Origin of the sequence: Pseudomonas sp. PDM05 (assembly GCF_014851685.1) — a bacterium.
GTDB lineage: Bacteria > Pseudomonadota > Gammaproteobacteria > Pseudomonadales > Pseudomonadaceae > Aquipseudomonas.
In genome coordinates this window covers 175,642-201,085 of record NZ_JACVAC010000009.1, presented here as the reverse complement: position 1 = coordinate 201,085, position 25,444 = coordinate 175,642, and the positions used below count along the sequence as shown (strand labels likewise).

Annotated in this window: 28 protein-coding genes; 15 read left to right on the top strand and 13 right to left on the bottom strand. The window is 61.9% G+C overall.

Annotation, left to right across the window (positions count from 1 at the left end; all coding sequences use genetic code 11):
- Positions 1–108 precede the first annotated feature (108 nt).
- Positions 109–1,125, top strand: a complete 1,017-nt coding sequence (locus IB241_RS18855) for an ABC transporter substrate-binding protein (protein WP_192299732.1) — start codon at positions 109–111, stop codon at positions 1,123–1,125.
- 47 nt (positions 1,126–1,172) lie between these two features.
- Here the strand turns inward: IB241_RS18855 and IB241_RS18850 are convergent, their stop codons facing one another.
- Both IB241_RS18850 and IB241_RS18845 read right to left on the bottom strand, forming a co-directional pair.
- Complete coding sequence (locus IB241_RS18850; RefSeq protein ID WP_192299731.1) at positions 1,173–3,299, bottom strand: TonB-dependent receptor; 2,127 nt, start codon at positions 3,297–3,299, stop codon at positions 1,173–1,175.
- Positions 3,300–3,394: 95 nt separating this feature from the next.
- Positions 3,395–3,784, bottom strand: a complete 390-nt coding sequence (locus IB241_RS18845; protein ID WP_192299730.1) for a DUF2946 domain-containing protein — start codon at positions 3,782–3,784, stop codon at positions 3,395–3,397.
- A gap of 93 nt (positions 3,785–3,877) precedes the next feature.
- On the opposite strand from IB241_RS18845, the gene IB241_RS18840 reads away from it, so the two are divergent.
- The 3 genes from IB241_RS18840 to IB241_RS18830 all read left to right on the top strand — a co-directional run bounded on the left by IB241_RS18840 (position 3,878) and on the right by IB241_RS18830 (position 7,371).
- On the top strand, positions 3,878–4,315 hold the full coding sequence (locus IB241_RS18840) for a DUF3995 domain-containing protein (RefSeq protein WP_192299729.1): 438 nt from the start codon (positions 3,878–3,880) through the stop codon (positions 4,313–4,315).
- 147 nt (positions 4,316–4,462) lie between these two features.
- A complete protein-coding gene (locus IB241_RS18835) occupies positions 4,463–6,961 on the top strand; it encodes a TonB-dependent siderophore receptor (protein WP_192299728.1) in 2,499 nt (832 codons plus the stop codon).
- An 80-nt stretch (positions 6,962–7,041) separates the two neighbouring features.
- The gene (locus IB241_RS18830; RefSeq protein WP_192299727.1) at positions 7,042–7,371 is read left to right on the top strand and encodes a hypothetical protein; all 330 of its coding nucleotides are present in this window, start codon (positions 7,042–7,044) and stop codon (positions 7,369–7,371) included.
- A gap of 5 nt (positions 7,372–7,376) precedes the next feature.
- Here IB241_RS18830 and IB241_RS18825 read toward each other — a convergent pair whose 3' ends face one another.
- Positions 7,377–8,276: a LysR family transcriptional regulator gene (locus IB241_RS18825; RefSeq protein ID WP_192299726.1), complete on the bottom strand. Its 900-nt coding sequence runs from the start codon at positions 8,274–8,276 to the stop codon at positions 7,377–7,379.
- A gap of 107 nt (positions 8,277–8,383) precedes the next feature.
- Between IB241_RS18825 and IB241_RS18820 the strand changes: the two genes are divergently transcribed.
- Together IB241_RS18820 and IB241_RS18815 are read left to right on the top strand one after the other, a co-directional pair.
- Complete coding sequence (locus IB241_RS18820) at positions 8,384–9,433, top strand: AbrB family transcriptional regulator (RefSeq protein ID WP_225595593.1); 1,050 nt, start codon at positions 8,384–8,386, stop codon at positions 9,431–9,433.
- Between the two features lie 93 nt (positions 9,434–9,526).
- Positions 9,527–9,787, top strand: a complete 261-nt coding sequence (locus tag IB241_RS18815; RefSeq protein WP_192299724.1) for a hypothetical protein — start codon at positions 9,527–9,529, stop codon at positions 9,785–9,787.
- Between the two features lie 277 nt (positions 9,788–10,064).
- Here IB241_RS18815 and IB241_RS18810 read toward each other — a convergent pair whose 3' ends face one another.
- A complete protein-coding gene (locus IB241_RS18810) occupies positions 10,065–11,009 on the bottom strand; it encodes a GGDEF domain-containing protein (protein WP_192299723.1) in 945 nt (314 codons plus the stop codon).
- A 124-nt stretch (positions 11,010–11,133) separates the two neighbouring features.
- On the opposite strand from IB241_RS18810, the gene IB241_RS18805 reads away from it, so the two are divergent.
- Positions 11,134–11,337 (top strand): DUF1652 domain-containing protein, encoded by a 204-nt coding sequence (locus IB241_RS18805; RefSeq protein WP_318652603.1) that lies wholly within the window; start codon positions 11,134–11,136, stop codon positions 11,335–11,337.
- Here the strand turns inward: IB241_RS18805 and IB241_RS18800 are convergent.
- On the bottom strand, positions 11,334–11,474 hold the full coding sequence (locus IB241_RS18800; protein WP_192299722.1) for a hypothetical protein: 141 nt from the start codon (positions 11,472–11,474) through the stop codon (positions 11,334–11,336). The two genes, IB241_RS18805 and IB241_RS18800, sit on opposite strands and share 4 nt — an antisense overlap.
- Before the next feature lie 225 nt (positions 11,475–11,699).
- On the opposite strand from IB241_RS18800, the gene IB241_RS18795 reads away from it, so the two are divergent.
- Genes IB241_RS18795 through IB241_RS18780 form a run of 4 tightly spaced genes read left to right on the top strand, consistent with a single transcriptional unit; the run spans position 11,700 to position 13,513 of the window.
- Complete coding sequence (locus tag IB241_RS18795; RefSeq protein WP_192299721.1) at positions 11,700–12,011, top strand: YXWGXW repeat-containing protein; 312 nt, start codon at positions 11,700–11,702, stop codon at positions 12,009–12,011.
- A 37-nt stretch (positions 12,012–12,048) separates the two neighbouring features.
- Positions 12,049–12,627: an RNA polymerase sigma factor gene (locus IB241_RS18790; protein ID WP_192299720.1), complete on the top strand. Its 579-nt coding sequence runs from the start codon at positions 12,049–12,051 to the stop codon at positions 12,625–12,627.
- Positions 12,624–13,055: a hypothetical protein gene (locus IB241_RS18785; RefSeq protein WP_192299719.1), complete on the top strand. Its 432-nt coding sequence runs from the start codon at positions 12,624–12,626 to the stop codon at positions 13,053–13,055. Before IB241_RS18790 ends, IB241_RS18785 begins: the two co-directional genes overlap by 4 nt.
- Positions 13,052–13,513, top strand: coding sequence for a periplasmic heavy metal sensor (locus IB241_RS18780; RefSeq protein WP_192299718.1), 462 nt, complete (start codon positions 13,052–13,054; stop codon positions 13,511–13,513). The genes IB241_RS18785 and IB241_RS18780 overlap by 4 nt, the downstream gene beginning before the upstream one ends.
- 3 nt (positions 13,514–13,516) lie before the next feature.
- Here the strand turns inward: IB241_RS18780 and IB241_RS18775 are convergent, their stop codons facing one another.
- Positions 13,517–13,879, bottom strand: coding sequence for an NUDIX hydrolase (locus IB241_RS18775; protein WP_192299717.1), 363 nt, complete (start codon positions 13,877–13,879; stop codon positions 13,517–13,519).
- A gap of 127 nt (positions 13,880–14,006) precedes the next feature.
- Between IB241_RS18775 and IB241_RS18770 the strand changes: the two genes are divergently transcribed.
- The gene (locus IB241_RS18770) at positions 14,007–14,987 is read left to right on the top strand and encodes a Gfo/Idh/MocA family protein (RefSeq protein ID WP_192299716.1); all 981 of its coding nucleotides are present in this window, start codon (positions 14,007–14,009) and stop codon (positions 14,985–14,987) included.
- 36 nt (positions 14,988–15,023) lie between these two features.
- Complete coding sequence (locus tag IB241_RS18765; RefSeq protein ID WP_192299715.1) at positions 15,024–15,653, top strand: ribonuclease T2 family protein; 630 nt, start codon at positions 15,024–15,026, stop codon at positions 15,651–15,653.
- A gap of 22 nt (positions 15,654–15,675) precedes the next feature.
- On the opposite strand, the gene IB241_RS27680 is transcribed toward IB241_RS18765, so the two are convergent.
- Positions 15,676–15,864, bottom strand: a complete 189-nt coding sequence (locus tag IB241_RS27680; RefSeq protein WP_263864825.1) for a hypothetical protein — start codon at positions 15,862–15,864, stop codon at positions 15,676–15,678.
- On the opposite strand from IB241_RS27680, the gene IB241_RS27675 reads away from it, so the two are divergent.
- Together IB241_RS27675 and IB241_RS18750 are read left to right on the top strand one after the other, a co-directional pair.
- Positions 15,859–16,101: a winged helix-turn-helix transcriptional regulator gene (locus IB241_RS27675; protein WP_263864824.1), complete on the top strand. Its 243-nt coding sequence runs from the start codon at positions 15,859–15,861 to the stop codon at positions 16,099–16,101. The genes IB241_RS27680 and IB241_RS27675 overlap by 6 nt on opposite strands.
- Positions 16,102–16,189: 88 nt before the next feature.
- Positions 16,190–16,777: a LysE family translocator gene (locus tag IB241_RS18750; RefSeq protein ID WP_192299714.1), complete on the top strand. Its 588-nt coding sequence runs from the start codon at positions 16,190–16,192 to the stop codon at positions 16,775–16,777.
- Here IB241_RS18750 and IB241_RS18745 read toward each other — a convergent pair.
- The 6 genes from IB241_RS18745 to IB241_RS18720 form a co-directional block, all read right to left on the bottom strand.
- Positions 16,719–17,594 carry an AraC family transcriptional regulator gene (locus tag IB241_RS18745; RefSeq protein WP_192299713.1) on the bottom strand — a complete coding sequence of 292 codons (876 nt, stop codon included), beginning with the start codon at positions 17,592–17,594 and terminating at the stop codon, positions 16,719–16,721. The genes IB241_RS18750 and IB241_RS18745 overlap by 59 nt on opposite strands.
- Positions 17,595–17,953: 359 nt before the next feature.
- A complete protein-coding gene (locus IB241_RS18740) occupies positions 17,954–19,555 on the bottom strand; it encodes an ABC transporter ATP-binding protein (protein ID WP_192299712.1) in 1,602 nt (533 codons plus the stop codon).
- A gap of 1 nt (position 19,556) precedes the next feature.
- Positions 19,557–20,576, bottom strand: coding sequence for an ABC transporter permease (locus IB241_RS18735; protein WP_192299711.1), 1,020 nt, complete (start codon positions 20,574–20,576; stop codon positions 19,557–19,559).
- A gap of 1 nt (position 20,577) precedes the next feature.
- Positions 20,578–21,651, bottom strand: coding sequence for a microcin C ABC transporter permease YejB (locus IB241_RS18730; protein ID WP_192299710.1), 1,074 nt, complete (start codon positions 21,649–21,651; stop codon positions 20,578–20,580).
- A complete protein-coding gene (locus tag IB241_RS18725) occupies positions 21,652–23,484 on the bottom strand; it encodes an extracellular solute-binding protein (protein ID WP_192299709.1) in 1,833 nt (610 codons plus the stop codon).
- A complete protein-coding gene (locus IB241_RS18720; protein WP_192299708.1) occupies positions 23,481–25,310 on the bottom strand; it encodes an extracellular solute-binding protein in 1,830 nt (609 codons plus the stop codon). The genes IB241_RS18725 and IB241_RS18720 overlap by 4 nt, the downstream gene beginning before the upstream one ends.
- Positions 25,311–25,444 lie beyond the last annotated feature (134 nt).

Below are 25,444 nucleotides of genomic sequence, written 5' to 3'. Positions count from 1 at the left end.
GTTTCTCCCGGAACCTCTACTACAGTTGAGTTGACTTAACTATTCAGAGGCTTCGCGCGTTGGCAGCAAAGCCCTCCGCTATGGCTGCTAAACATGAGGTGCGAAGGCATGAAAGGATTGAGATCGCTGTTGGCCGTGTCGCTGGCGACACTGGGCCTGTCAGTTGCAGCATTGCCGGTGTCGGCGGCCCAGGCGCCGATTCATTTCGCCGACCTGAACTGGGAGAGCGGCAGCCTGATTACCGAAGTGCTTCGGGTTATTGTCGAGAAGGGGTATGACTTGCCTACCGACACCTTGCCCGGCACCACCATTACCCTGGAAACCGCACTGGCCAAGAACGACATCCAGGTGATCGGCGAAGAGTGGGCCGGTCGCAGTCCGGTGTGGGTCAAGGCCGAGGCCGAAGGCAAGGTGGTGGGCCTGGGCGATACGGTCAAGGGCGCCACCGAAGGCTGGTGGGTGCCGGAATACGTGGTCAAGGGCGACGCCGCCAAAGGCCTCAAGCCCCTGGCACCGGACCTCAAGCGCGTGCAGGACCTGGCGCGCTACAAGGACGTGTTCAAGGACCCGGAGTCTCCCGGCAAGGGGCGCTTCCTCAACAGCCCGATCGGCTGGACGTCCGAGGTGGTCAATGCACAGAAGCTCAAGGCCTACGGGCTCAGCGACAGCTACGTGAACTTCCGCAGTGGCTCAGGCGCGGCGCTGGACGCCGAGATTGCTTCGTCGATCCGCCGGGGCAAGCCGGTGCTGTTCTACTATTGGTCGCCGACGCCGTTGATGGGGCGCTACAAGTTGATCCAGTTGGAAGAACCGCCATTTGATGCCGAGGCATGGAAGACGCTGACGGATGCGGACAATCCCGAGCCGAAACCGACACGGTCGTTGGCGTCCAAGCTGAGTATTGGCGTGTCGACGCCGTTCCAGAAAGAGCATCCGCAGATTGCCGCGTTTTTCACCAAGGTCGAGTTTCCCATCGGGCCACTCAATCAGGCGCTGGCGAAAATGAGCGAAAACCACACGCCTGCACGGGACGTGGCCCAGGCGTTCCTCAAGGAGCACCCTGAGGTGTGGAAGGCATGGTTGACCGAAGAGGTGGCGCAGAAGGTCGAGGCAAGCCTGAAGTAAGTGTAGGAGGGGGCTGGCCCCCTCCCGTATTGGCCTGTGTTCCGGGCTCAGAACTGAGTGTTTACAGCCAGTTCGAAGGTCCTTGGCGACCCCAGGTAATACGCCGGTGACACATGGGCAAACTCGGCATACACCTCATTCGTCAGGTTGCGCACCCGCGCCGTCACCGTGGTGTGCTGATCCACCTTGTAGCGCAGGAACGTGCCGAACAACGTGTAGGCTGGCACCGTCTGGGTGTTGGCGTTATCCGCATAAACCTCGGCGACATACCGCGCGTCCACACCCCCTTGCCAGTCCTCGGCAATATCGTAGGTCAGCCACAGGTTGCCCACGCGCTTGGGGACGTTGGTCGGCGTATTGCCCTTGCGTGACACCACGGCACCGCTGGCGAGCTTCTCGTTGAACTCGTCGTATTCGGCGTCCACCCAGGCGAAATTGCCTTCGGCGAGCAGCCGTGGAGTGATGCGCAACGAACTGGCCAACTCAATGCCCTTGGACGACTGCGCACCCACCGGGATGCTGTTGGTCGGGTCCAGCGGGTCGGTGACGGCGAAGTCCTTGCGTTCGATCCTGTAGGCGGCAACGGTGGCCGCGCCACGTCCATCCAGATAGTCGAACTTGCTGCCCACTTCCCATTGCTTGCCGGTCGACACATCGAACACCTGGGTCGTGGTGCTTGGCTGCTCGGCGGCGGTGCTGTATTGCACGTACACATTCGCTGACGGGATGAACTGGTAGGTCAGGCCGACGCGCCCGGTGAGCGGCTCCCAGCTGCGCTTGAAATGCCGTGGACTGGTGGCAGTCAGCGTGCCGTGGTTGGTCACGTCCAGGTCGATGGCGTCATAACGCAGGCCGGTGAGCAGCGACAATTTGTCGGTGAGGCCCAGGCGGTTTTCCACGAACAGCGCCTTGGTGGTGACCTCGTTGGTCTTGTCTTTGTTGAAGCCGGGCCTGGTGCCGGGGATGGCATAAAAATGTCCGGGATCGAAGTTGTTCGGGTCGACCGCACTGTTGCCCGCCGCGCGCAGCGGGCTGTTGGTGGTGCTGTTGAGCTTGTACTCGAAACCGCCAGACCAGGTGGTGGAAAGGCCGAAGACGCTGGCGTCGTGGCGCAACTCGAACTGGTTGCCCTGCTGCTCGCCCTGATGGCGCACCTGATAGGCGGTCGAGCGGTTTACCGCGCTGTTGTCGGCGTTGTACTGATAGGTCTCCAGGTTGCGGTAATCGCGCTGGCTGTCGAGGTGATAAAGGGTGTTTTTCAGCGTGGTGCTGTCGTTGAGCCGGTAGTCGATGATCGAGCGCAGCCACACCGTGCGTTGCTCGTAACGTCCGTCGGCGACGTTGTAGTTGTTGAAGCGGTTGTGCTTGTCGATCTTCAACTCGCCGGCCTTGGGGTTGAGCACCGGAGTGCCCCAGTAGGGGCTGTCCTCATGTTCGTCCTGGTATTCCACCGCCAGGGTGTGGGACAGGTCCGGCGTGAGGTCACTGAGCAGGGAAAACGCCATGCTCCAGGCGTCCCGTTTATCGCGGTCGATGTAGCTGTGGTTGGTGTTGCGGCTTACATCCAGGCGCGCGTAGTGCTGCACCTCACTGCCTGGCTCGGTCAGGGCGTGGTTGAGGCCCAGGGCCATGCCAGCGGTGTCGTAGCTGCCGTAGCTGAGTTGGCCTTGCGCGGCCTGTTCTTCACGGCCGGCGAGCTTGGTCACGTAATTGAGCGAGCCGCCCACGGAGCCGGCGCCGTTGATCAGCGAGGAGGGGCCGCCGACCAGTTCCACGCGGTCATAGATCCAGGCATCCACCGGGCGTGCCAGGCCGGTGGCGACGTTGATGCCGTTGAACATCTGGGTGATCTGGCTGCTGGTAAATCCACGATAAGAGACAAACCCGCCAAACCCCGGCGGTGCACTGGCATTGACGCCAGGCAGGGTGTTGGCCGCATCGCGGAACGTCTTGGCACCGTGGCGTTCGATGTCGTTGCGCTTGGCGATGGCCACCGACGCGGGAGTTTCCCGGACGCTCAGCCCGAGCCGCGAGGCCATGCCGCTGGATTGATCCAGGGTCAGGCCGGGGTCGGCGCTTGGTTCGCCAGTGACAGTGGTCGGTGCCAGCTCGACGGTCCAGGCGCAGAAGGGCAGGCAGCCGAACAGGCCCGCCAACAGGGGTAAATGTTTCATGGTTGAATCCTGAAAAACTTGGCTTGAAAACAATGCACGACTGTCCGTCACCCCTCGGGGATGCGGTGGTCAGTGCCGATCAGATAGCGAAGGTGTCAGGCAATAGCGGGCGGCGCGCGGGGATGCGCCGTGGGCCAGGTAAAGCGGGCAGGGATGTCAGCGGCGAGTACCACGGCCGGTGGTGGCGCGTGGGGTTGTGGCAACACCGCCACATTCAGGCTGGAATTGAGCGCCGGGCCCATGCCTCCACTGGAACACAGCGGGCAACCGAACGCTTTGGACAGCGTCGGCAGGCTCTCATCCGTGGAGTTGGCAGGCGTGGGCGCCTGGGTGCGCGGGTCTACCGTGCAGAACTGGCCGCCGATGCCGTTGAGTTGCATCCCGACCATCTGCCCGTGACCGATACTGCAGGCGAACACATTGAACAGGACGCAGCAATAGAGCATCCAGGCAATGAGCGAGCGGTCGGTGCGGGCGAATTTCATGGGGCGGCACTTTACCATCAGCCACCGACGAAATACCTGCAAAAAAACGCAGGGCGACTATCCTTGTTCGCACATTTTCAGGGAGAGCCAGCCATGAGCTTTGTCATTGCACGATGGATCGTCGGTATTTTCACGGGTATCAGTATGGTGCACCTGTACTGGGCGGCGGGTGGCAAACTCGGGTTCCAGGCCGCCATTCCCGAGCTGCCCGGCGAATTCGCCAGCGGGCCGCGACCGGCTTTCATACCGTCGGCACTGATGACATTCCTCGTAGCGATGGGCCTGGTGGCGATTGCCTTGCTCGTGTGCCTGCGCGCCGGTTTGTACTTTTCCGCGGTGTCCCATGGCGCGTTGCAATGGGGCATCAGTGCGATAGCGCTGGTCATGTTTGCCCGGGCGATTGGGGATTCGGAGCTGGTGGGTTTTTTCAAAAAGGTCGGCGGGTCGCGGTTTGCCAGGTTGGATACCTATGTTTATTCGCCGTTGTGTCTGGTGTTGGGGCTGGGGTTGTTGGTCGTTGCGTGGGGGTGATCGCGCTGTGTGGGGGTGAAAGGCCACGCAAAAAGGCGATCCAAGCGCTTGCGGCAGCACCCGGCGAATAAAAACGCCTCTCATTCTTGCCCGATTTGCCGAGCTGCCCGTCATGGTTAATAGAACCTCTATTACCCAGGACCTCCCATGTCGCTTGCTCGTCCCTTGCACCCACTGGCCCTGTCAGTGGCGATGGCTTTTGCCGCTATGCCACTGCTCAATACCCCGTCCGCCTTTGCCGCAGACAGCCGCAGCAGCGTGCGCAGCTTCTCGATTCCCGCCAGTGATTTGAGCCAGGCGCTCAACAGCTTGGCCGAGCAGGCAGGCCTGGTGCTGGCGTTCGATGCGGGCTTGACCCGTGGTAAACGCAGCGCTGCGTTGAGCGGGCAGTACGACACTGAGGTGGCGCTGACCCGATTGCTCGCTGGCAGCGGCTTGCAGGCGCTGAAGATCGCCAACGACCGCTATCGCCTGGAGGCCCTCCCGGATAACGGCGGGGCGGTGGAGTTGCAGGCCACCACGATCAGCGGCGGCTATCAGGCCCAGAGCCCCGTGGGTCCGGTGGCGGGTTATGTGGCCACCCGCAGCCTGTCCGGCACCAAGACCGACACCGCCGTGATCGAAACCCCGCAGTCGATCTCCATCGTCACCAAAGACCAGATGCGCGCGCAGAACGCCGAGAGCCTCAACCAGATCCTGCGCTACAGCGCCGCGGTGGTCCCGGAGAGCCGTGGCGCTACGGCTTCGCGGCTGGACCAGTTGACGATCCGGGGTTTCTCGCCGGCCACCTACCTCGACGGCTTGCGCATGCCCTCCAGCCGTGACGCTTCGCCGCAAAAGGACGCCTTCGATCTGGAGCGCGTGGAAGTGCTGCGCGGCCCGGCGTCGGTGCTGTACGGGCAGGGCACACCCAGCGGGGTGATCAACATGGTCAGCAAGCGCCCGTTGGACACGCCGTTTCATGAGGTCGGCGTCGAATACGGCACCTTTAACAAGAAGCGCACCACCTTCGATCTGAGCGGCCCGATTGATGATCAGGGCGTGTATTCCTACCGTGTGGCCGGGCTTTTCGACGACGCCGACGGGCAGGTGGAACACACCGAAACGCGTCGCCAGTCGCTGTCGACGGCCTTTACCTGGCGCCCGGACGACGCCACTTCGCTGACCCTGCTGGGGCACTTCCAGAAGGACCCCAAGGGCGCGTCCTACGGCTCGGTACCTGCCTGGGGCTCGGTATTGCGCAGCCCCACCGGGCGCAAGATCGATGTGGATTTCTATGACGGCGAAAAAGACTTCGAGAAAAGCGATCGCGAGTACTACTCCATCGGCTACGCCTTCGAACATCACTTCAACGATGTGTGGACCGTGCGCCAGAACGCCCGTTACCTGCGCAGCGAGGGCCGCTACCGTAGTCTCTACAGCAACAACCTGCTGAGCGATTACCGCACCATGCAGCGCGCCACCATCGCCAGCGACGTCAACCTGGACGCCTACACCCTCGACAACCAGGCCCAGGCCAGATTCGACACTGGCCCGCTGCAACACACCTTGTTGATGGGCGTCGATTACCAGAACACCAGCACCGACACCCTGCAAGGCTCGACACGTGTCGGTGCCGGGCCGACCCAGGATATTTTCGACCCGGTGTATGGCCGTCCGGTCGCGACCCCGGCCTACACCACCGACGGTACCTCCCGCAGCGAGCAGACCGGCGTTTATCTGCAAGAGCAAATGAAGTGGGACAACTGGGTGCTGCTGCTGGGCGGCCGCTATGACTGGGCCAGTACCGACAGCACTACCAAGACCCTGAGCAGCGGCGCCAAGAGCCAGTCGTCCCTGGACAGCAAGGCGTTCACCGGCCGCATTGGCCTGGTCTACCTGTTCGACAACGGCCTGGCACCCTATGCCAGTTATTCGGAGTCCTTCAGCCCGCAGTCGGGTACCGGCTACGGCGGTTCGGTGTTCAAACCGACCGAGGGCAAGCAGTATGAAGTCGGGATCAAATACCAGCCGCCGGGCAGCAACAGCTTTATCACCGCCGCGATCTTCGACCTGCGCCAGACCAATGTGCTGACCACCGACCCGGACCCCACGCACCTGTGTGGCAGTGGCCGCTGCCAGAGCCAGGACGGCGAAGTGCAATCCCGTGGCTTTGAGCTGGAAGGCAAGGCCAGCCTCAACGATAACCTGGACATCAGCGCGGCATATGCCTACCTGGATAACCGCATCAGCCAGTCCAACAACGCCGTGCAATACACGCCCGTCACCGACATCGGTGTAGGCCCGGCCCTACCGGCCAAAGGCACCAGCACCTACGGTGTACCGCGCCATACCGCGTCGGCGTGGGCGGATTACACCTTCCGTGACGGCCACCTCAAGGGCTTCGGCGTCGGGGCAGGGGCGCGTTATGTCGGCTCGTCCTGGGGCGACACGGCCAACACCCTGAAAGTCCCGGGCTACACCTTGTTCGACGCGGCGGTGCACTACGACATCCCGAACCTCGCCAACCTCAAGGACAACCTGCGCCTGGCGCTCAACGCCACCAACCTGGCGAATAAGGAGTACGTCGCCTCGTGCTATTCCTACTCCTGGTGCTGGTATGGCTCACAGCGCACGGTACAGGCGAGTGCGACTTATCAGTGGTGATAAGGCAATTTAATGGCCCCTCTGTAACCAAATCCTCGCCAGAATCGCTTTTATTTTCAGGTGGTTAGGTGGGGATGCAAATGCGCACTGTTGGAATCATGCTTGTCGCCTGCTCGTTGGCCGGCGGCGCGGCTGCCGTGCAGGCCCGGGAGCTGCGTGAAGGTGACAAGTACATGTGCAGTTGGGGCGCGGGCACGGCCGCCAGGGCCCAGGAGTTGAAGCTCTCGGGTGTGTCGCTGTATGCGGCGCGGCAGAAAATCCAGACCCTCAAATTCAACAAGTCGTGGATGCGCATGATGGCCATGGGCATCACCGAGCAGACCTACGACAGTCGCTCCCGGCTCAAGCCAGAAGCGATTCGCCAAAGCTTCTATCAGGATTGCGTGCGCTACAAAGTGGCGCGCAAATGACCGGTTCAGTGCGACAGCGGTGAGCTGACGTCTTCCTGGAAATACACCTTCGCCGTTTCAATAAACCGTCGATTGGCCTGGGACAGGTATTCGCTGCCTCTCCAGCACAGGTTGAAGTGCATGAACTGCGCGGGCTCGAACGACACCCCGGCCACGCCCGGTTCCTGTTGTTGCACCGAGCGCAGCAGGGTGGAAACCCCCATGCCATTGCGGGTGGCGGCAATCACCAGCGGCACGAAGTTGCTTTCCAGGGCGATGTTGAAGCGCACGCGGGCAGCGTCGCAAAAGGCGTCGAGCAAGTGCCGTTGCAGGAAGGTATTGTCGAACACCAGCAACTGCTCGCCACGCAAACCCTCGGCCGTGACCGACGCCGCGCTCGCCAATGGATGCTGCTCATGCATGCACAGCACCATCTCATCGCTGCCCAGCAAGACCGACTTCCAGTCCGGGTCGACGCGACGTGACTCCAGCAACGCTACATCAATATCCCGCGTTGCCAGGCGTGCGCTGATGTCATCGGCGCTGCCTTCCACCACATGCATGGCGATGCCGGGGTAGTGCGCGCGAAATTGCATCAGCAACTCCGGGATATGCCGGATGCCGTACATCGGCGGGATGCCGACGCGGATTTCACCGCTGTGCAATTGCGTCAGGTCCTGCAACTCGCGGCGGGCCCCGGCCAAGCCTTGCAGGCAGGCTTCAGCGCGGGTGAGGAACAGTTGGCCTTCCGCTGTGACACTGATCTGCCGTGTGGCGCGGTTGAACAGCGCCACCCCCAGTTCATCTTCCAGACGGCTGACTGCCATGCTCAGCGCCGGTTGCGCCACATGCAACGCCTGCGCGGCCTTGGTAAAACTGCCTTGGCGGGCGATCTCGACGCAGTATTCCAGGGCTTTAAGATTCATCGGTTCTCGCATAACAATATGTGATGTTGATGTTCACAAATGGATATTTTTTGTGATGAGCGCGAGTCTATAACCTGTCGGCACACTTCTCCATGCCGGATCTCAACATGACCTTCAACCTTCGCCAGTATTGGCTTGTCACCCTGATCGCGGGCACCTTGGGCGGCAGTTTTGCGCAGTGGATCGGCTGGCCGCTGCCCTGGGTGATAGGTGCTTTGCTGGCTGTGCTGATCGGCCGCTGCGGCGGCGCGAGGATGGCGCAAATTCCCCATGGGCGCCAAGCGGGCCAGTTGATTGTCGCGGTGGCGATTGGCTGTTATTTCACCTTGCCGGTGATGCAGCAGGTGGCGGCGCACCTGGGGCTGATTGTCACGGCGGTGCTGTTGACGCTGGTGCTGGCATTGAGCTCGGTGTGGCTGTTGAACCGCTCTGGCGTCGCCTTCGGCACGGCGTTCTTCGCGCTGATGCCGGCCAACTCTACGGAGATGGTTCACCTCGGTCGTCAGCGCCAGGCGGACACCAGCTTTATCGCCGCCGCCCACAGTCTACGGCTGCTGCTGATCCTGCTGGCCGTGCCTGCGCTGGCCAGCCTTGGCCTGGCTCATCCTGTGATGGCTGCGCCATTGCCGGTGATCTGGCCCTGGTTGATCTTTCTGCTGGCTATGAGCCTGTTGGCCGCTATCGGCTTCAAGCGCTGCAACCTGCCCAACCCTTGGACATTCGGGCCGTTCCTGATCTGTGCGGTGGGGGTAGGGTGTAACAATTTGTCGATGAGCATGCCCGGTTGGCTCAGTGGTGTCGGCCAGTTGCTGATCGGGTGTGCGCTGGGCGCCGCCTTCGAGCGGGATTTTTTCCGCCGCGCACCGGGGTTTCTCGTCAAGGTGCTGGCGTTGTTGATTGGCTCGCTGGTTGCGACCGCAGCCGCCGCATGGGCGTTGGGCACGTGGCTGCAGATGCCATGGTTGTCGCTGGCCCTGGGCATGATGCCCGGCAGCGCACCGGAGATGAGCCTGACCGCAGAGGCGCTGGGGCTGGCGGTTACATTGGTGACGGCGATGCAGGTGATCCGAATGCTGCTGATCCAGGCCGCGTGCCTGCCGGTGTATCGGCTGTTGAAGGGGCGTGCAAGCGCCAACGAAAAGCCTGTGTCTGTGTAAGGCCGGTGCTTTACAAAACCACGACAATTGCTGTGTTTCTATTTGCATACAATTGCACGCTTCGTCGCAGATAGAACAGGTCGTCACGGGGCCATGTACCAGCCAGAACCTTCATCGCCAAACAGCTTGCGCCACTATGCGGTCGGCGTGCTGTGTGTCGCGGTGCTGTTGGGCGGCTACTTTATGCATATCAACGCCAGCGCCGATCGCCATCGGGCCGAGGCGGCCGAGCGTCTGCTGCTTTGTCGGCAAATGGAGCGAGTCGCCAGCGCGACGACGACCCACGCTATCAAACTGGGCGACAGTTGCAGGCAATTGGGTGCACAAGCGCCAGAGAGTGTCACCGCGCCTTAGTTAATAACCATTTTTTATAAGGGGGAATATAGGTCGCAAGTATCAAGCTTACTTGCACCAAAAAGTGGCATTTGTATGTCGGCCGCCTTAAAAAATGTGTGGTTATTGAATGACTTACGACTGTTTTAATCCGACGAAAGGATTAAAACAGTCTTGTTACAGCTTTTTACAATCGCTACTATAGTCGGGCGTTCACCTCCCACGGTTTATGCATTTTTAAATCCCAAGTTTCCATCAGCTACTTGGGATTTTTTTTGCCCGCGATTTGACCTCGGCGTCAAACTTCAATATCGGCGAACTCTGCGCGCATCCGTCCATTGTGTTTGGCCTTGTAGAGTAATTTGTCGACCTGCTCGACAAACCCCAGCATCGAACTGGCAGGCCTGACGATATGAGTGCCAACCCCGAGGCTCAAGGTCAGCAGCCTGGACACCGGCGAAAACCCGTGTTCGATCTGGCGTTGACGCATCAGGTGCAGGCAGCGTTGCGCCACCAGCCTGGCCGAGGTTGCATCGGTCTCCGGCAACAGCCACACAAACTCTTCACCGCCGATCCGTGCGATGAAATCCCGTGGGCGGTTGGCCGCCTGCGCCAGTGTATTGGCCACCTGGCGCAGGCATTCGTCACCCTTGATATGGCCGTAGTGGTCGTTGTACTGCTTGAAAAAGTCGATATCGAGAATGATCAACGACAGCGGCAACTGGCTGCGTTGGGCGCTGGTCCATTCGCGTTCGAGCACGGTGTCGAACATGCGGCGGTTGGCGATGCCGGTGAGGCCGTCCTGGAAGGAGTATTCCTCCAATTGCTTTTGCAGGCGGATCAGGTGTTCCTCGGTCTTCTTGCGCTCACTGATGTCGAACATGAACCCGATCAGCGCCTCCACTTCGCCGTCCTTGCGCACCACATGCACCACATCGCGGATCCACACATAGTCGCCGTTCACCGTCAGCGCACGGTAATCGGCCTCGTGGTCTACGCCGGCGCGCGATTGCGACACGCAAAAATTCACTACGTACTCGCGATCGTCCGGGTGCATGCGCGCGACCCAGTCATCCACACTGACCCAGCTTTGCGGCGTCCAGCCCAGCAGTGTTTCGATCTGCGGACCGATGTAGCTGAAGGTCATGCTCTGCCAGTCGATCCGCCAAGGGATCGCCTTGGTCGATTCCAGCAGGGTTTTGTAAACGTCGCTGTCGGGCGGGCTCGGGGGATCGATGCTCATGGTCGGCTGCTCGGGGAGTGGCATAAAGCCAGAGCGTCTGGCGATCGCGGGTGGGAGTCAAGTTTTCGTCAGGGCAACAGACGAGAGGTCACGTGCTGGCTTTCTGGCGCCGGCCCGCCAGCGCTTGGCGGGAAAAAATGAGTGCACCCTCAATAGCGATGGCTCGCTGCGCATCAGCGTGTTCGAGCCGGTCTCCGGTCGCGTCGAGTTGCTGCTGACCTGCGTGTCCCCCGAAGGTCTGGACAGCATCCGTTCCATCTCAAACCTTATCGGTGAGCTGCGCACTGAACTCAAGGCCGGGCGCCGCGGTTTTGCGGCGGTGGGTTAGCTGTTGACGCCGGCGGTGGTGGTCGACACCGCGCCGTAATAGCGCCAGCAGCAATGCCGGTGCTCGGGCACGATCACGCAGCCGCTCAGGCTTGCGATCAACAGGGCGGCAACGAGCATGTAAAGGCGACGGGACATGGCATTTCCTCTTGGTGTGGGGTGCGTCATCTATTGAACGTCGCCACCGGCACACATCCGTCGCACACCTTTCAAACATTTCATCCAGCGTTGCCGGCCCGTGGGCAATACTTCCTCTTACGCACTGTGCGGAAAAAACCTGCGTGTCCTGCGACGGATTCTGCAGCACGTGCCGTTCAACCCATCAGCAGCGGACATTTTCGTTCGTCACCTGAAGGAGTTGCCATGAGCACACTGGCCCGATTGCGTTATGCCTTGCTGATCCCGCTGACGTTCGCCGCGTTTGTCAGCACCCCGGCGTTTGCCCAGACCGAGATCATCATTCGCCAGGCGCCGCCGGTGGAGCGGGTCGAGGTGATTCCCGCCGGGCGCCCCGGTTATGCCTGGGACCGTGGCCACTGGCGATGGGAACGCGGCGCCTACGCCTGGGTGCCGGGCCACTGGCAGCCGGTGATGCGCAACGCACGTTGGCAGCCGGGGCATTGGGAATCCCACGGGCCGAACTGGGTCTGGCGTGAAGGACGTTGGATGCGTTGAAACCTGCCACTTAGCCTGCGGACCGAGAATTACCCGATTGAAAGACACTGATCCGGACGTAGAGCTGCTGGCGCGTATCGGCAACAACGAACCTGCGGCCGTCAACGAAATGGTGACGCGCAAACTCCCGCGTTTGCTTGCGCTCGCCAGCCGGATCCTGGGGGATGCCGACGAGGCCAAGGACGTGGCCCAGGAGAGTTTCCTGCGGATCTGGCGCCAGGCGGCCAACTGGCGAGTGGGCGAAGCGCGGTTCGACACGTGGTTGCACCGGGTAGCGCTGAACCTGTGCCGGGACCGCTTGCGCCGGCGCAAGGAGCGCCCGCTGGAGGCGGATGAGGCCCTGGAAGTGGCCGACAGCGCCCCGTCGCCGGACGAGCAACTCGAAGCCGCCGACCGCAGCACGCAGATGGCCGCCGCGTTGGCCGCGCTGCCCGAGCGGCAGCGCGAAGCGATTGTGTTGCAGTATTACCAGGAGCTGTCGAACATCGACGCCGCCGCGCTGATGAACATCAGCGTCGAGGCACTGGAGAGCCTGCTGTCACGGGCTCGCCGTCAGTTGCGCAATAGACTTGCCGACACACCAGGGCTTGCCCGCCCAGGAAGGGAAAAACCATGACGCCCGAACGATTCGCCCACTTGGCCGACGCCTACGGCGCCAGCCTGCACCGCTGGCCGCTCGCTGAACGAACGGCCGCCCAGGCTCTGCTCGACAGTGGCAACGCCCACGCCCGCGCAGTGTTGCGTGAAGCCAGCTGGCTCGACGGGCAGTTGGATGCCCATCAACTGGCACCTGCCGATCCGGCGCTGGCGCGGCAGATCCGCCGATCCGCACCGCCACGGGCATCATTGCTGTCGCGTTACGCCAACTGGTGGTCATCCGCCAGCCTGGTGGGCGCGGGTATCGCGGGCATCGTCGCCGGCGTGCTCGTGGCGTCGATGAGCGTGCCGCTGCCGATGCTGTCCTCGGAAGTGCTGCCCAGCGTGTTCGATCAGGGCGATGCTGAAGTGGTGTTTTCCGTCAACGCCGAGGAAGCCGAGCAATGACCTCAAAGTCGCTTAAACCGTGGTTGCTGGTCTCGGTGTTGCTCAACGTGTTTTTGCTCGGTGGGGTGGGCGGTGGCCTCTACCATTGGATGGCCATGGCCAAACCTGCCGAGGCCGTGGTCAACCAGCATGGGTTGCGCCAGGCGATGTTCAAGCTGCCGCCGGAGCGTCGCAGGGAGCTGCGTCAACTGTTGCGGCACAACCGCGCCGACAGCCAGCCATTGATCATGGCCGGTCGCGAAGCACGGCTGGGGGTGATCCAGCAACTGCAAGCGCCGACGTTGGACCGCGAGAGGCTGGTGAGTGAGTTGGCCAAGGCGCGTGAGGCCGATGCGGCATTGCGGGCGTTGGTGGATGCCACGCTGGCTGAGTTCGCGGGCAATTTGCCCCAGGACGAGCGGCAGAAACTGGTGGAAGCGCTGTATTCGCGAGGGCAGGCCAAAGCCAAACAGAAATGAAGACTACAGGCGTCGCAAGAAGGATTTGACGATATGGCGGGTGGCGTCGGTGGTGTCCAGTTGATCCATCGCGGCATAGGCGTGCCAGAGGCAATCGACTATTTCATTACAAGGTTTTGCATCGGCGACGTTGACTACCGAGGCCTCGAACACATGATGCAGGGTGTCGCGGGCCTTCAGTTCCTGCAAGTACAGCAACCCGTCCACGTTCAAGCCGGTCTCTTCTTCCAGCTCCCGCTCGGCTGCGCCGACCGGGCGCTCGCCACGTTCGACCTTGCCGCCAGGCAGTGCCCATTTTGATCTGGCCTTGCGCACGAAGAGGATGTGCCCCTCGTGTTCGCAAATGACCGTTGCGCGAATTTTCATCGTCTGTGCCCCCGCAGGTGGATGATTGTCATAAAAGTGTAATGCAATTGTCATGCTAAGTCCGGCTGGCGTGGGCCTCGGGGTATGTGGATACTGCGCCCTTGATGAAAACGGACGAGGAAAACAGATGAACACCGTGCGGTGGGGCATGATCGGTTGCGGCAGTGTCACTGAGTTAAAGAGTGGACCCGCTTTCTACAAAGCGCCAGGTTCGGCCTTGGTGGCCGTGATGGGGCGCCGTGAAGCGGCGGTGCGCGATTATGCAACACGCCACGGCATTGCGCGTTTTTATACCGACGCCCAGGCGCTGATCGACGACCCTGAGGTGGACGCGGTGTACATCGCCACGCCGCCCGCCAGCCACCTTGAATACAGCCTGATGGTGGCAGCGGCCGGCAAGCACTGCTGCGTCGAGAAGCCCATGTCGATGAATGCCGAGCAGAGCGCGTTGATGCAGCGCACGTTCGAGCGCGCCGGGTTGCATCTGTTTGTGTCGTACTACCGCCGCTCCTTGCCGCGTTTCCAGCAGGTACGCGATTGGCTGCAAGCAGGGCGCATCGGCGAGTTGCGTCACCTCACCTGGACCCTGTGCAAGCCGCAGGCCGTTGCGGACGCCCACGCCGACAACTGGCGCACCGACCCGGCGATTGCCGGTGGCGGCTACTTTGCCGACCTGGCCAGCCATGGCTTCGACCTGTTCCAGTACCTGGCCGGCGACATCATCGAAGTGGCCGGTTTTACCTCGCGCCAGGCCGGCCGTTATGCCGCGGAGGATGCGGTGACCGCCAGCTGGCGTTTTGCCTCGGGCGCATTGGGCATGGGCTGCTGGAATTTTGTCGCGGACCGACGTGAAGATCGTGTCGTGTTGATCGGCAGCCAGGGGCGTATCGAGTTCTCGGTGTTCGATGACCAACCCTTGCGGCTTGAGGGGGATGAGTGCGAGGTCCTGGAGGTGCCGTGCCACGCACATATCCAGTGGCACCACGTGCTGGCCATGAACGCGCATATCCGCGGTGAGGCGCTGCATCCATCGTTGGCGATCGAGGCATTGAAAACCGACCGGATCCTGGACGCGGTGCTACAACGCAACCCCCATCACCCTGGGTAAGCACGATAGGGTTTATTTTTTCAAGGATACACACCGATGAAATACTGGATGCTGTTGTGGCTGGCCATCGCCACAAGCGCAGGCGCGGCGGCGCGTAGCCAAGGCACGCCTGGGGAGTTTGATTTTTATGTGTTGTCGCTGTCGTGGTCGCCGACGTTTTGCCTGACCCACCCGGACAACGAGCAGTGTTCGGGCAAGGGCTACGGCTTTGTGTTGCACGGTTTGTGGCCGCAGTACGCGCGGGGCGGCTGGCCGGCGTCGTGTGCGCCGCAGTCGCGCTTGAGCCGCGAGGAATTGGACAAGGGCGCGGCGTTGTTTCCCACACGTGCGCTGCTCAAGCACGAATGGGCCAAGCATGGCACCTGTTCCGGGCTTGAGCCGCTGGACTACCTGGCCAAGACCGACCAGGCGCTGGGCGTGGTGGTGATTCCGCCGCAATTGCAACCGTTCAATACGCCACCGGCGTTGCCGGCCCGCGAGATCGAGGCGTTGTTTCGCGAGAGCAACCCGCGCCTGGGCAACCATGGCCTGGCGGTGATCTGCAAGGGCAAGGTGTTGTCGGAAGTGCGCGTGTGCCTGACCAAGGATCTGGCGTTCGCCGGTTGCCCGCGCAGCGTCAAAAGCCAATGCCGCGAGGGCGACATCCGCATTCCGGCGCAGCGCTAAGGCAGCCCGCACATTTCCGTGATCAATGGTTGAGATACACCGGGCTGTCCGTGGACAGCGACGCCTTCACCCCGTGGCTGGTGTCGCTGACCAGCACTTCTTCACGGCCTTCGGCCAGTGCTTGCAGCGTGAGGGCGACCACTTCCTGGGGCGTGCTTTTGGGGGCCTGCACGTCGGCGACCATGTCGGTGTCGATGTAGGCGGGGTGCACGCCGATGACCAAGTCGGCGCGCGCAACGAGTACCAACTCACCGACAAGGGGCGCGCGCTGATGCCGGTGCTGGTGACGCTGGCGCAATGGGGTGAGGCCCACACTCAGCCGCAACTGCTCGGCACGCGGCTGCTGGATGCGCATTCGCTCAAGCCGCTGCGCAAGGTCGAGATCGTGTCTGAGGACGGCCGCGTGCTGGGCGTTGACGACGTCGTCACCCAAGCGCCTGCGCCGTAACGCCCCGAGGGGCATTTTGTTCAATACCTGGCGCGTGCCGCCCTTTACCGTGACGTCATCCTCACCGTCACAGAAAAAGGGAATTGCAATGAGCTTGATCATTTCCATGGCCGCCTTCGCCCTGGCCACCTCCATCACACCGGGCCCGGTCAACGTGGTGGCCCTCAGCTCCGGTGCGCGCTTTGGCTTTGCCGCCAGCCAGAAGCATGTATTCGGCGCCGCCGCAGGGTTTACCTTGTTGCTGGTGTTGATCGGCCTGGGTTTGCACGAAGTGCTGGTGCGCTGGCCGTTGCTGACCCAGTTGATCCAGTGGGGCGGGGTGGTTTTCTTGCTGTGGATGGCTTGGAAACTGGCGTGCGACGATGGCCGCCTGCAAGCCGATAACGCCGCCACCGCGCCGTCGATGCTGTACGGCGCCATTATGCAATGGCTCAACCCCAAGGCCTGGCTGGCCTGCGTGGCGGGGATGGGGTTGTTTGTGGCGGATGGCGACGCCGCTCAAGTGTGGCTGTTTGCGGCGCTGTACCTGGTGATCTGCTACCTGTCGGTGGCGTGCTGGGCGTATGCCGGGACCTTTTTGCGGCGCTACCTGGGCAACCCGCAGGGCGTGCGCGTGTTCAACCGTTCAATGGCCGCGTTGCTGGTGGCCAGTGTGGGTTATTTGCTGATGGCTTGAGCACATCGCGGTATTGCCCCGGCGTCGCCGCAAAATGCTGTTTGAACGCCCGCTGGAAATGCGCCTGGTCGGCGAAACCTGCGGCCAGGGCCACATCGGCGATCAGTTCGCCCTGACGCAGTTGCGTGCGGGCGAACTGGATACGCTGGTTGATCAGGAACGCATGGGGCGTCAACCCGTAATACTGCTTGAACGCACGGATCAGATAGGACGGCGACAGTTCGGCGGCCAGGCAGATGTCTTCCAGTTTCAAGGCGCAGGTGCAGTGCGCGCGGATGTACTCGGCGGCGCGCTCCAGCTTGTGGTTGACCTCGCGCAACGGTGCGTCGGACGGGTTCAGGCGCTGCTGCACCTCAGTGAAGAAACCCACCAGCGCGCTTTGCTTGTGCAGGTGCTCGGCCTGGGTATCCACCAGGACCCGGTACAGCTCCAACAGCCCAGCGTAGAGCGCTTCATCGCGCACGTAGGGGATGTCGAACGGCCGGTAGCCCTGGTCGGTGCTGAAGCCCAGTTGGTGCTGCAATTCGGTCAGCCAGGGCGTATCGATGTACAGCATCTGATAGGACCAGGCTTCGTTACGGATCGGATTGCACGCGTGCACATCGCCAGGGTTCATCAGTACCACCGTACCGGCGCTGATCTCGAAGGTGTCCGTGCCGTAGTGGTAATAGCTGCGCCCGCTGGTGATCGCGCCGATGGAAAAATGCTCGTGAGCGTGCCGCGCGTAGGTGACCTTGCGCCCGTCGGCGATGGTGCGCGCTTCGATAAACGCCAGCGCAGGGTCACGCCAGAAGTGCGGGGCGGTGGAAGGGGTCATGGCGGGCATTCCCTGGCGAAGAACCGTATAGGCGGACCGGCAGCGTTATACAAAATCGCGCAATGTTCAAGGCTTCAAGATTGCGCGAGTGTCATCCGGTGCAGGTCGTCGGCCCCGGGGTATTGGCTTCAGGTCAGAAGTCCCATTTGGTCGCCCGTTGCAGGCTGCGTGGCTCGCCATAGAAGCCCGTGCCGAATCGCCGCCGTTGAGGCTGTCGTTCGGGTTGGGCACGGTCAAATGTGGGAGCGGGCTTGCCCGCGATGGCGTCCTGTCAGTGCCGAATCTGTCGAATGACACACTGCAATCGCGAGCAAGCCCGCTCCCACACAAGCCAGCTGCCAAATGTTGAACCGTACGGGTCAGGCCGGTACGAGGAACGCAGCTTCCAGCAACTGTCGGGTGTAGGGGTGTTGCGGGTCGGCGAAGATTGCCTTTGCATCGCCTTGCTCCACCACCTGGCCTTGTTTCACTACCATCAACTGATGACTCAATGCCTTCACCACCGCCAGATCATGGCTGATAAACAGGTAGGTCAGGTTGTACTTGGCCTGCAAGCTGCGCAGCAGTTCCACTACCTGGCGTTGCACCGTGCGGTCCAGCGCCGAGGTGGGTTCGTCCAGCAGGATCAACCGTGGCTTGAGCACCAGGGCGCGGGCGATGGCGATGCGTTGGCGCTGGCCGCCGGAGAACTCGTGGGGATAGCGATGCCGGGATTCCGGGTCCAGCCCGACCTCCTTGAGCGCCGCGATAATCGCCGCTTCCTGCTCGGCCGGCGTGCCCATCTTGTGAATGCGCAGGCCCTCACCGACGATCTCGCTCACGCACATACGCGGGCTCAAGCTGCCGAACGGGTCCTGGAACACCACCTGCATTTCCCGGCGCAGCGGGCGTACCTGCTGTTGGGTGAGTGAGTCCAGTTGCTGGCCTTCGAAGCGAATGCCGCCCTTGCTGGCGATCAGCCGGAGGATCGCCAGGCCAAGGGTGGATTTCCCCGAGCCGCTTTCGCCAACGATGCCCAGGGTTTGCCCTTGGGGCAGGCTGAAGTTGATGCCATCCACCGCCTTGACGTAATCCACGGTGCTGCGCAGAAAGCCTTTCTTGATCGGGAACCACACCTTGAGGTCATTCACTTCCAGCAGGGGTGGGCCGACCACATTGGTGGCCGGGCCGCCACTTGGTTCAGCCGCCAGCAATTCCTGGGTGTAGGGATGCCGGGGCGACTGGAACAGCGTTTCGCACTCGGCCTGTTCAACGATGCAACCTTTTTGCATCACGCACACGCGGTGGGCAATCCGCCGTACCAGGTTGAGGTCGTGGCTGATCAGCAGCAAGGCCATGCCCAGGCGCGCCTGCAACTCCTTGAGCAATTCCAGGATTTTCAACTGCACCGTCACATCCAGCGCAGTGGTCGGTTCATCGGCGATCAACAGCTCCGGCTCGTTGGCCAGTGCCATGGCAATCATCACCCGCTGGCGCTGGCCGCCGGACAGCTCGTGGGGCAGGGCCTTGAGGCGCTTGTGCGGTTCGGGGATGCCGACCAGCTCGAGCAACTCCAGGGTGCGCTGGGTGGCGACCTTGCCTTGCAGGCCCTTGTGCAATCCGAGCACTTCGTTGATCTGCTTCTCGATCGAGTGCAGCGGGTTCAACGAGGTCATCGGCTCCTGGAAGATCATCGCGATGCGGTTGCCGCGAATATGCCGCAGGGATTTTTCCTTCAGGGTCAGCAGGTCTTGCCCCGCATACCCAATGGTGCCAGACGGATGCCGCGCCAGCGGGTAGGGCAGCAAGCGCAGGATCGAGTGGGCGGTCACCGATTTGCCGGAGCCGCTTTCGCCGACCAGGGCCAGGGTTTCGCCGCGCTTGATGTCGAAGCTGACGTTGTTCACCACGCAGTGAGCGTGTTCGCCGGTGACGAACTCGACGCTGAGGTCGCGGATTTCGATCAGATTGTCCTGATTCATCTCATTTCCTCGGGTCGAAGGCATCGCGAGCGGACTCGCCGATAAACACCAGCAAACTCAACATGATCGCCAGCACGGCGAACGCACTCATGCCCAGCCACGGCGCTTGCAGGTTGGATTTGCCCTGGGCTACCAGTTCGCCCAGGGACGGCGAACCGGCCGGCAAGCCGAAGCCGAGGAAGTCCAGCGCAGTCAGGGTGCCGATGGCGCCGGTGAGGATGAACGGCATGAAGGTCATGGTCGAGACCATGGCGTTGGGCAGGATATGGCGGAACATGATCGCGCCGTTCTGCATGCCCAGCGCCCTGGCTGCCCGCACGTATTCAAGGTTGCGCCCGCGCAGGAACTCGGCCCGTACCACGTCCACCAGGCTCATCCAGGAGAACAGCAGCATGATCCCCAGCAGCCACCAGAAGTTGGGCTGCACAAAACTGGCGAGAATGATCAGCAGGTACAGCACCGGCAACCCCGACCAGATCTCCAGGAAACGCTGCCCGGCCAGGTCGACCCAGCCACCGTAAAAGCCCTGCAAGGCCCCGGCGATCACGCCGATGATCGAGCTGAGGATGGTCAGCGTCAGGGCGAACAGCACCGACACGCGGAAGCCGTAGATCACCCGCGCCAGCACATCGCGGCCCTGGTCATCGGTGCCCAGCAGGTTGACGCTGGATGGCGGCGCCGGCGCGGGCACTTTCAGGTCGTAGTTGATGCTCTGGTAGCTGAACGGGATCGGCGCCCACAAGGTCCAGGCGTCCTTGGCCTTGAGCAGCTCCCGGATGTACGGGCTCTTGTAGTTGGCTTCCAGGGGGAACTCGCCACCAAAGGTGGTCTCCGGGTAGCGCTTGAGCGCGGGGAAGTACCAGCCGCCGTCGAAGTGCACCGCCAGCGGCTTGTCGTTGGCGATCAGTTCCGCGCCCAGGCTCAGCACGAACAGGATCAGGAACAGCCACAGCGACCACCAGCCACGCTTGTTGGCCTTGAATCGTTCGAACCGGCGGCGATTGAGGGGGGATAGGTTCATCTCAATGCTCCCGGCTGGAGAAGTCGATACGCGGATCGACCAGGGTGTAGGTGAGGTCGCCGATCAGTTTCACGATCAAGCCCAGCAGGGTGAAGATGAACAGCGTGCCGAACACCACCGGGTAGTCGCGGTTGATCGCGGCTTCAAAGCTCATCAGGCCGAGGCCGTCGAGGGAGAAGATCACTTCCACCAGCAGCGAGCCGGTGAAGAAGATGCCGATGAACGCCGAAGGGAAACCGGCGATCACCAGCAGCATCGCGTTGCGGAACACGTGGCCGTAGAGCACGCGGTGGTTGGTCAGGCCCTTGGCTTTGGCGGTGACCACGTACTGCTTGTTGACCTCGTCGAGAAAGCTGTTTTTGGTCAGCAGGGTCATGGTCGCGAAGTTGCCGATCACCAGTGCAGTGATCGGCAGGGCCAGGTGCCAGAAGTAGTCGAGGATCTTGCCGCCCCAGCTCAACTCGTCGAAGTTGTTGGAGGTCAGCCCGCGCAACGGGAACCAGTCGAAATAACTGCCACCGGCAAACACCACGATCAACAGGATCGCAAACAGGAACGCCGGGATCGCATAGCCGACGATGATCGCCGAGCTGGTCCACACATCGAAGTGGCTGCCGTGGCGCGTGGCCTTGGCGATCCCCAGGGGGATCGACACCAGGTACATGATCAGCGTGCTCCACAGCCCGAGGGAAATGGACACCGGCATCTTTTCCTTGATCAGGTCGATGACTTTGGCGTCACGGAAGAAACTGTCGCCGAAATCCAGGCGCGCGTAATTCTTGACCATGATCCACAAACGTTCCGGCGCCGATTTGTCGAAGCCGTACATCTTTTCGATTTCCTTGATCAGCGCCGGGTCCAGGCCCTGGGCGCCGCGGTAGCTGGAACCGGCCACGGCGACTTCGGCACCGCCACCGGCGATGCGGCTGGTGGCGCCGTCAAAGCCTTCGAGCTTGGCGATCATTTGCTCCACCGGGCCCCCGGGGGCGGCCTGGATGATGACAAAGTTGATCAGCAGGATGCCGAACAGCGTGGGGATGATCAGCAACAGGCGGCGAAAGATATAGGCCAACATTTAATCGCCTCCGCTCGCCGGATCGGCGCTCGTCTGGGGGGGAACGGGCGGTTGCACATTCGGTTTGCTCCACCATGTGGAGATACCGACGTCGTACAGCGGCGAAACCTTTGGATGACCGAGATTGTTCCAGTAGGCCACGCGGAAGGTCTTGATGTGCCAGTTGGGAATCACGTAGTAGCCAAATTGCAGCACGCGATCCAGGGACTTGGCGTGGGCGATCAGGCTGGTGCGGGTGTCGGAATCGATCAGTTGCTCCACCAACTGGTCGACGGCCGGATCTTTCAAGCCCATGTAATTGCGGCTGCCGGGCTTGTCGGCGCTGGTCGACTTCCAGAACTCGCGCTGCTCGTTACCTGGCGAGGAGGACTGCGGGAAACTGCCCACCAGCATGTCGAAGTCCCGCGAACGCAGGCGGGTGACGAATTGGGAGACGTCGACCCGGCGGATCACCAGGTCTATGCCCAAGTCCGCCAGGTTGCGCTTGAACGGCAGCAGGATGCGTTCGAATTCGGTCTGGGCCAGCAAGAACTCGATGACCACGGGTTTGCCGTTGGTGTCGACCATCTTGTCTTCTACGATCTTCCAGCCGGCTTCCTGTAACAGTTGGTAAGCCTCGCGCTGCTGCGCACGGATCATGCCGCTGCCATCGGTCTTGGCCGGTTCGAAGGCCTCGGTGAAGACTTGCGGCGGGATCTTGTCGCGCAGCGGTTCCAGGATCGCCAGCTCATCCGGGCCGGGCAGGCCGGTGGCGGCCATGTCGGAGTTTTCGAAGTAGCTGCGGGTGCGCGTATAGGCACCGTTGAACAGCTGCTTGTTGCTCCACTCGAAATCCAGCAACAGGCTGATGGCCTTGCGCACGCGCACGTCCTGGAACATTGGCTTGCGCACGTTGAATACGAAGCCCTGCATGCCGGTGGGGTTGCCGTTGGGGATCTGTTCCTTGATCAGGCGTCCTTCGGTCACGGCCGGGACGTTATAGGCGTTCGCCCAGTTCTTGGCGCTGAACTCGGCCCAGTAGTCGAATTGCCCGGCCTTGAGCGCTTCCAGTGCGACGGTGGCGTCCCGGTAATAGTCGGTGATGCGCTGGTCGAAGTTGTACAGGCCCTTGTTGATCGGCAGGTCCTTGCCCCAGTAGTCCTTGACCCGCTCGTAGCGTACGGAACGCCCGGCCTTGACCTCGGCCACCTTGTAAGGACCGCTGCCCAGCGGGAATTCGAGGTTGCCCTTGGTGAAGTCGCGGGTGGCCCACCAGTGTTTCGGCAATACCGGCAATTGGCCGAGGATCAGCGGCAGTTCTCGGTTGTTGGTGCGCTTGAACTTGAACAGCACACGCAGCGGGTCTTCGGCGACCACTTCGTCGACATCGGCGTAGTAGGTGCGATAGAGCGGGGTGCCGTCCTTGATCAGGGTCTGGAAGCTGAACACCACGTCATCGGCGCGCATCGGGTGGCCGTCGTGGAAACGCGCTTCGGGGCGCAGGTAGAAACGCACCCAGCTGTTGTCCGGGGCCTTCTCGATCTTGCCGGCGACCAGGCCGTATTCGGTGAACGGTTCGTCAAGGCTTTGGGTGGCGAGGGTGTCGTAGATCAGGCCGATGTTGTCGGCAGGCACGCCTTTGCTGATGAACGGGTTGAAGCTGTCAAAGCCGGCCAGGCTGGATTCCCGGAAGGTGCCGCCCTTGGGGGCGTCGGGGTTGACGTAGTCGGTGTGCTTGAAGTTTGCAGGGTATTTGGGCGGTTCATTGTAGAGCGTCAACGCATGTTGCGGGGCGGCGTGGGCCGCGCTGCAGAGCAGCAGGCCGGCGAACAGTGCAGGTCGCAAAGACATCATTGGGCTTTCTCCGAAGCTTTCAGCCACCACGCGCTCAAGCCCAGGCTGTAGGGCGGCGTGGTGACAAAGGCGAACCGGTTGCGGTACGCCAGGCGATGATAGTTGAGATACCAGTTGGGAATGCTGTAGTGCTGCCACAGCAGCACCCGGTCCAGGGCGCGGCCGGCGGCCAGTTGCGCGTCGCGGGTCTGCGCGGCCAGCAGTTGTTCCAGCAGGTGATCGACAATCGGGTTGGCGATGCCTGCGTAGTTCTTGCTGCCCTTGATCGTGGCCTGGCTGGAGTGGAAGTACTGCCACTGCTCAAGGCCCGGGCTCAAGGTCTGGTTGAGGGTGATCAGGATCATGTCGTAGTCGAATTGATCCAGGCGCTGCTTGTACTGGGCGCGATCGACGGTGCGCAGGCGCGCGTCGATGCCGATGCTGATCAGGTTCTCGACATAGGGTTGCAGGATGCGTTCCAGGTTCGGGTTGACCAGCAGGATCTCGAAGCGCAGCGGTTGCCCGTCCGCGTTGAGCAGGCGTTGGCCGGACAGCTTCCAGCCAGCCTCGCCGAGCAGGGTCAGGGCGTGGCGCATGGTGTCGCGGGGGATGCCGCGCCCGTCGGTCTGCGGCAGGCTGAACGGCTGGGTGAAGAGGTCAAGCGGCAACTGGTCGCGGTAGGGCGAGAGCAGCAGCCATTCATGCCCGATCGGTACACCCGTCGCCGAGAATTCGCTGTTGGGGTAGTAGCTCAGGGTGCGCTTGTAGGCGCTGCTGAACAGCGTGCGGTTGGTCCATTCAAAGTCGAACATCAGGCCAAGGGCTTCGCGGACCTTGGCCTGGCTGAAGGTCGGGCGCCGCGTGTTCATGAACAGGCCCTGGCTCTGGGTCGGGATCTGGTGGGCGATCTGCGCCTTGATCACCTCGCCACGGTTGACCGCCGGGAAGTTGTAGCCGGTCGCCCAGTTCTTGGCCTGGTGCTCGATATAGATGTCGAATTCGCCGGCCTTGAAGGCTTCGAAGGCCACATCGCTGTCGCGGTAGAACTCGACTTCGACCTTGTCGTAGTTATACAAGCCCTGGTTGACCGGCAGGGCCTTGCCCCAATAATCCTTGACCCGTTCGAACACCAATTGCCGGCCCGGGGTGACTTTGGTCACGCGGTATGGCCCGCTGCCCAGCGGTGGCTCGAAGGTGGTGGCCTTGAAATCGCGGTCTTTCCAGTAATGCTGGGGCAGTACGGGCAACTCGCCCAGGCGCAGGATCAGCAGCGGATTGCCGGCGCGCTTGAACACGAAACGGATGCGATGGCGGTTGAGGATGTCGACCCGCGCCACCTCTTGCAGGTTGGTGCGGTATTGCGGATGGCCTTCGGTCAACAGGGTGCGATAGGAGAATGCCACGTCATAGGCGGTAATCGGGTGGCCATCGTGGAAGCGTGCTTCCGGGCGCAGGTTGAACACCACCCAACTGCGGTCTTCGCTGTATTCCACCGATTGGGCAATCAGCCCATAGCTGGAGGTGGGCTCATCGCCGGAGGGCGCGTATTGGCCGGTGCCGACCATCAACGGTTCGTTCAGCTCATTGACGCCGTATTGCAGGAAGTTGGGCGTGGAAACCGGGCTGGAACCCTTGAACGTATAGGGGTTGAGCGTATCGAAGGTGCCAAAGGCCATGACCCGCAAGGTTCCGCCTTTCGGCGCTGCGGGGTTTACCCAATCGAAGTGGGTGAATTTGGCCGGGTATTTGAGTACGCCGAACTGCGTGTAACCGTGGCTCTCGGTAATCGTCGCGTTCGCGGCAAAGCTCAAGGCCAGACTTATTAGTAGAAGGAGGGGACGCTTCAAATCAGGGATCCGATCCAGGCAGCTTGGGCTTTATGATCGGTACAGTAACAGCTTGTTCCGGTTGGAAAAAGGTTGTTGGTAGGGCGAGCCGAGGGCTTGATCTATGTGAAAAGCATATGTGGGAGCTGGCTTGC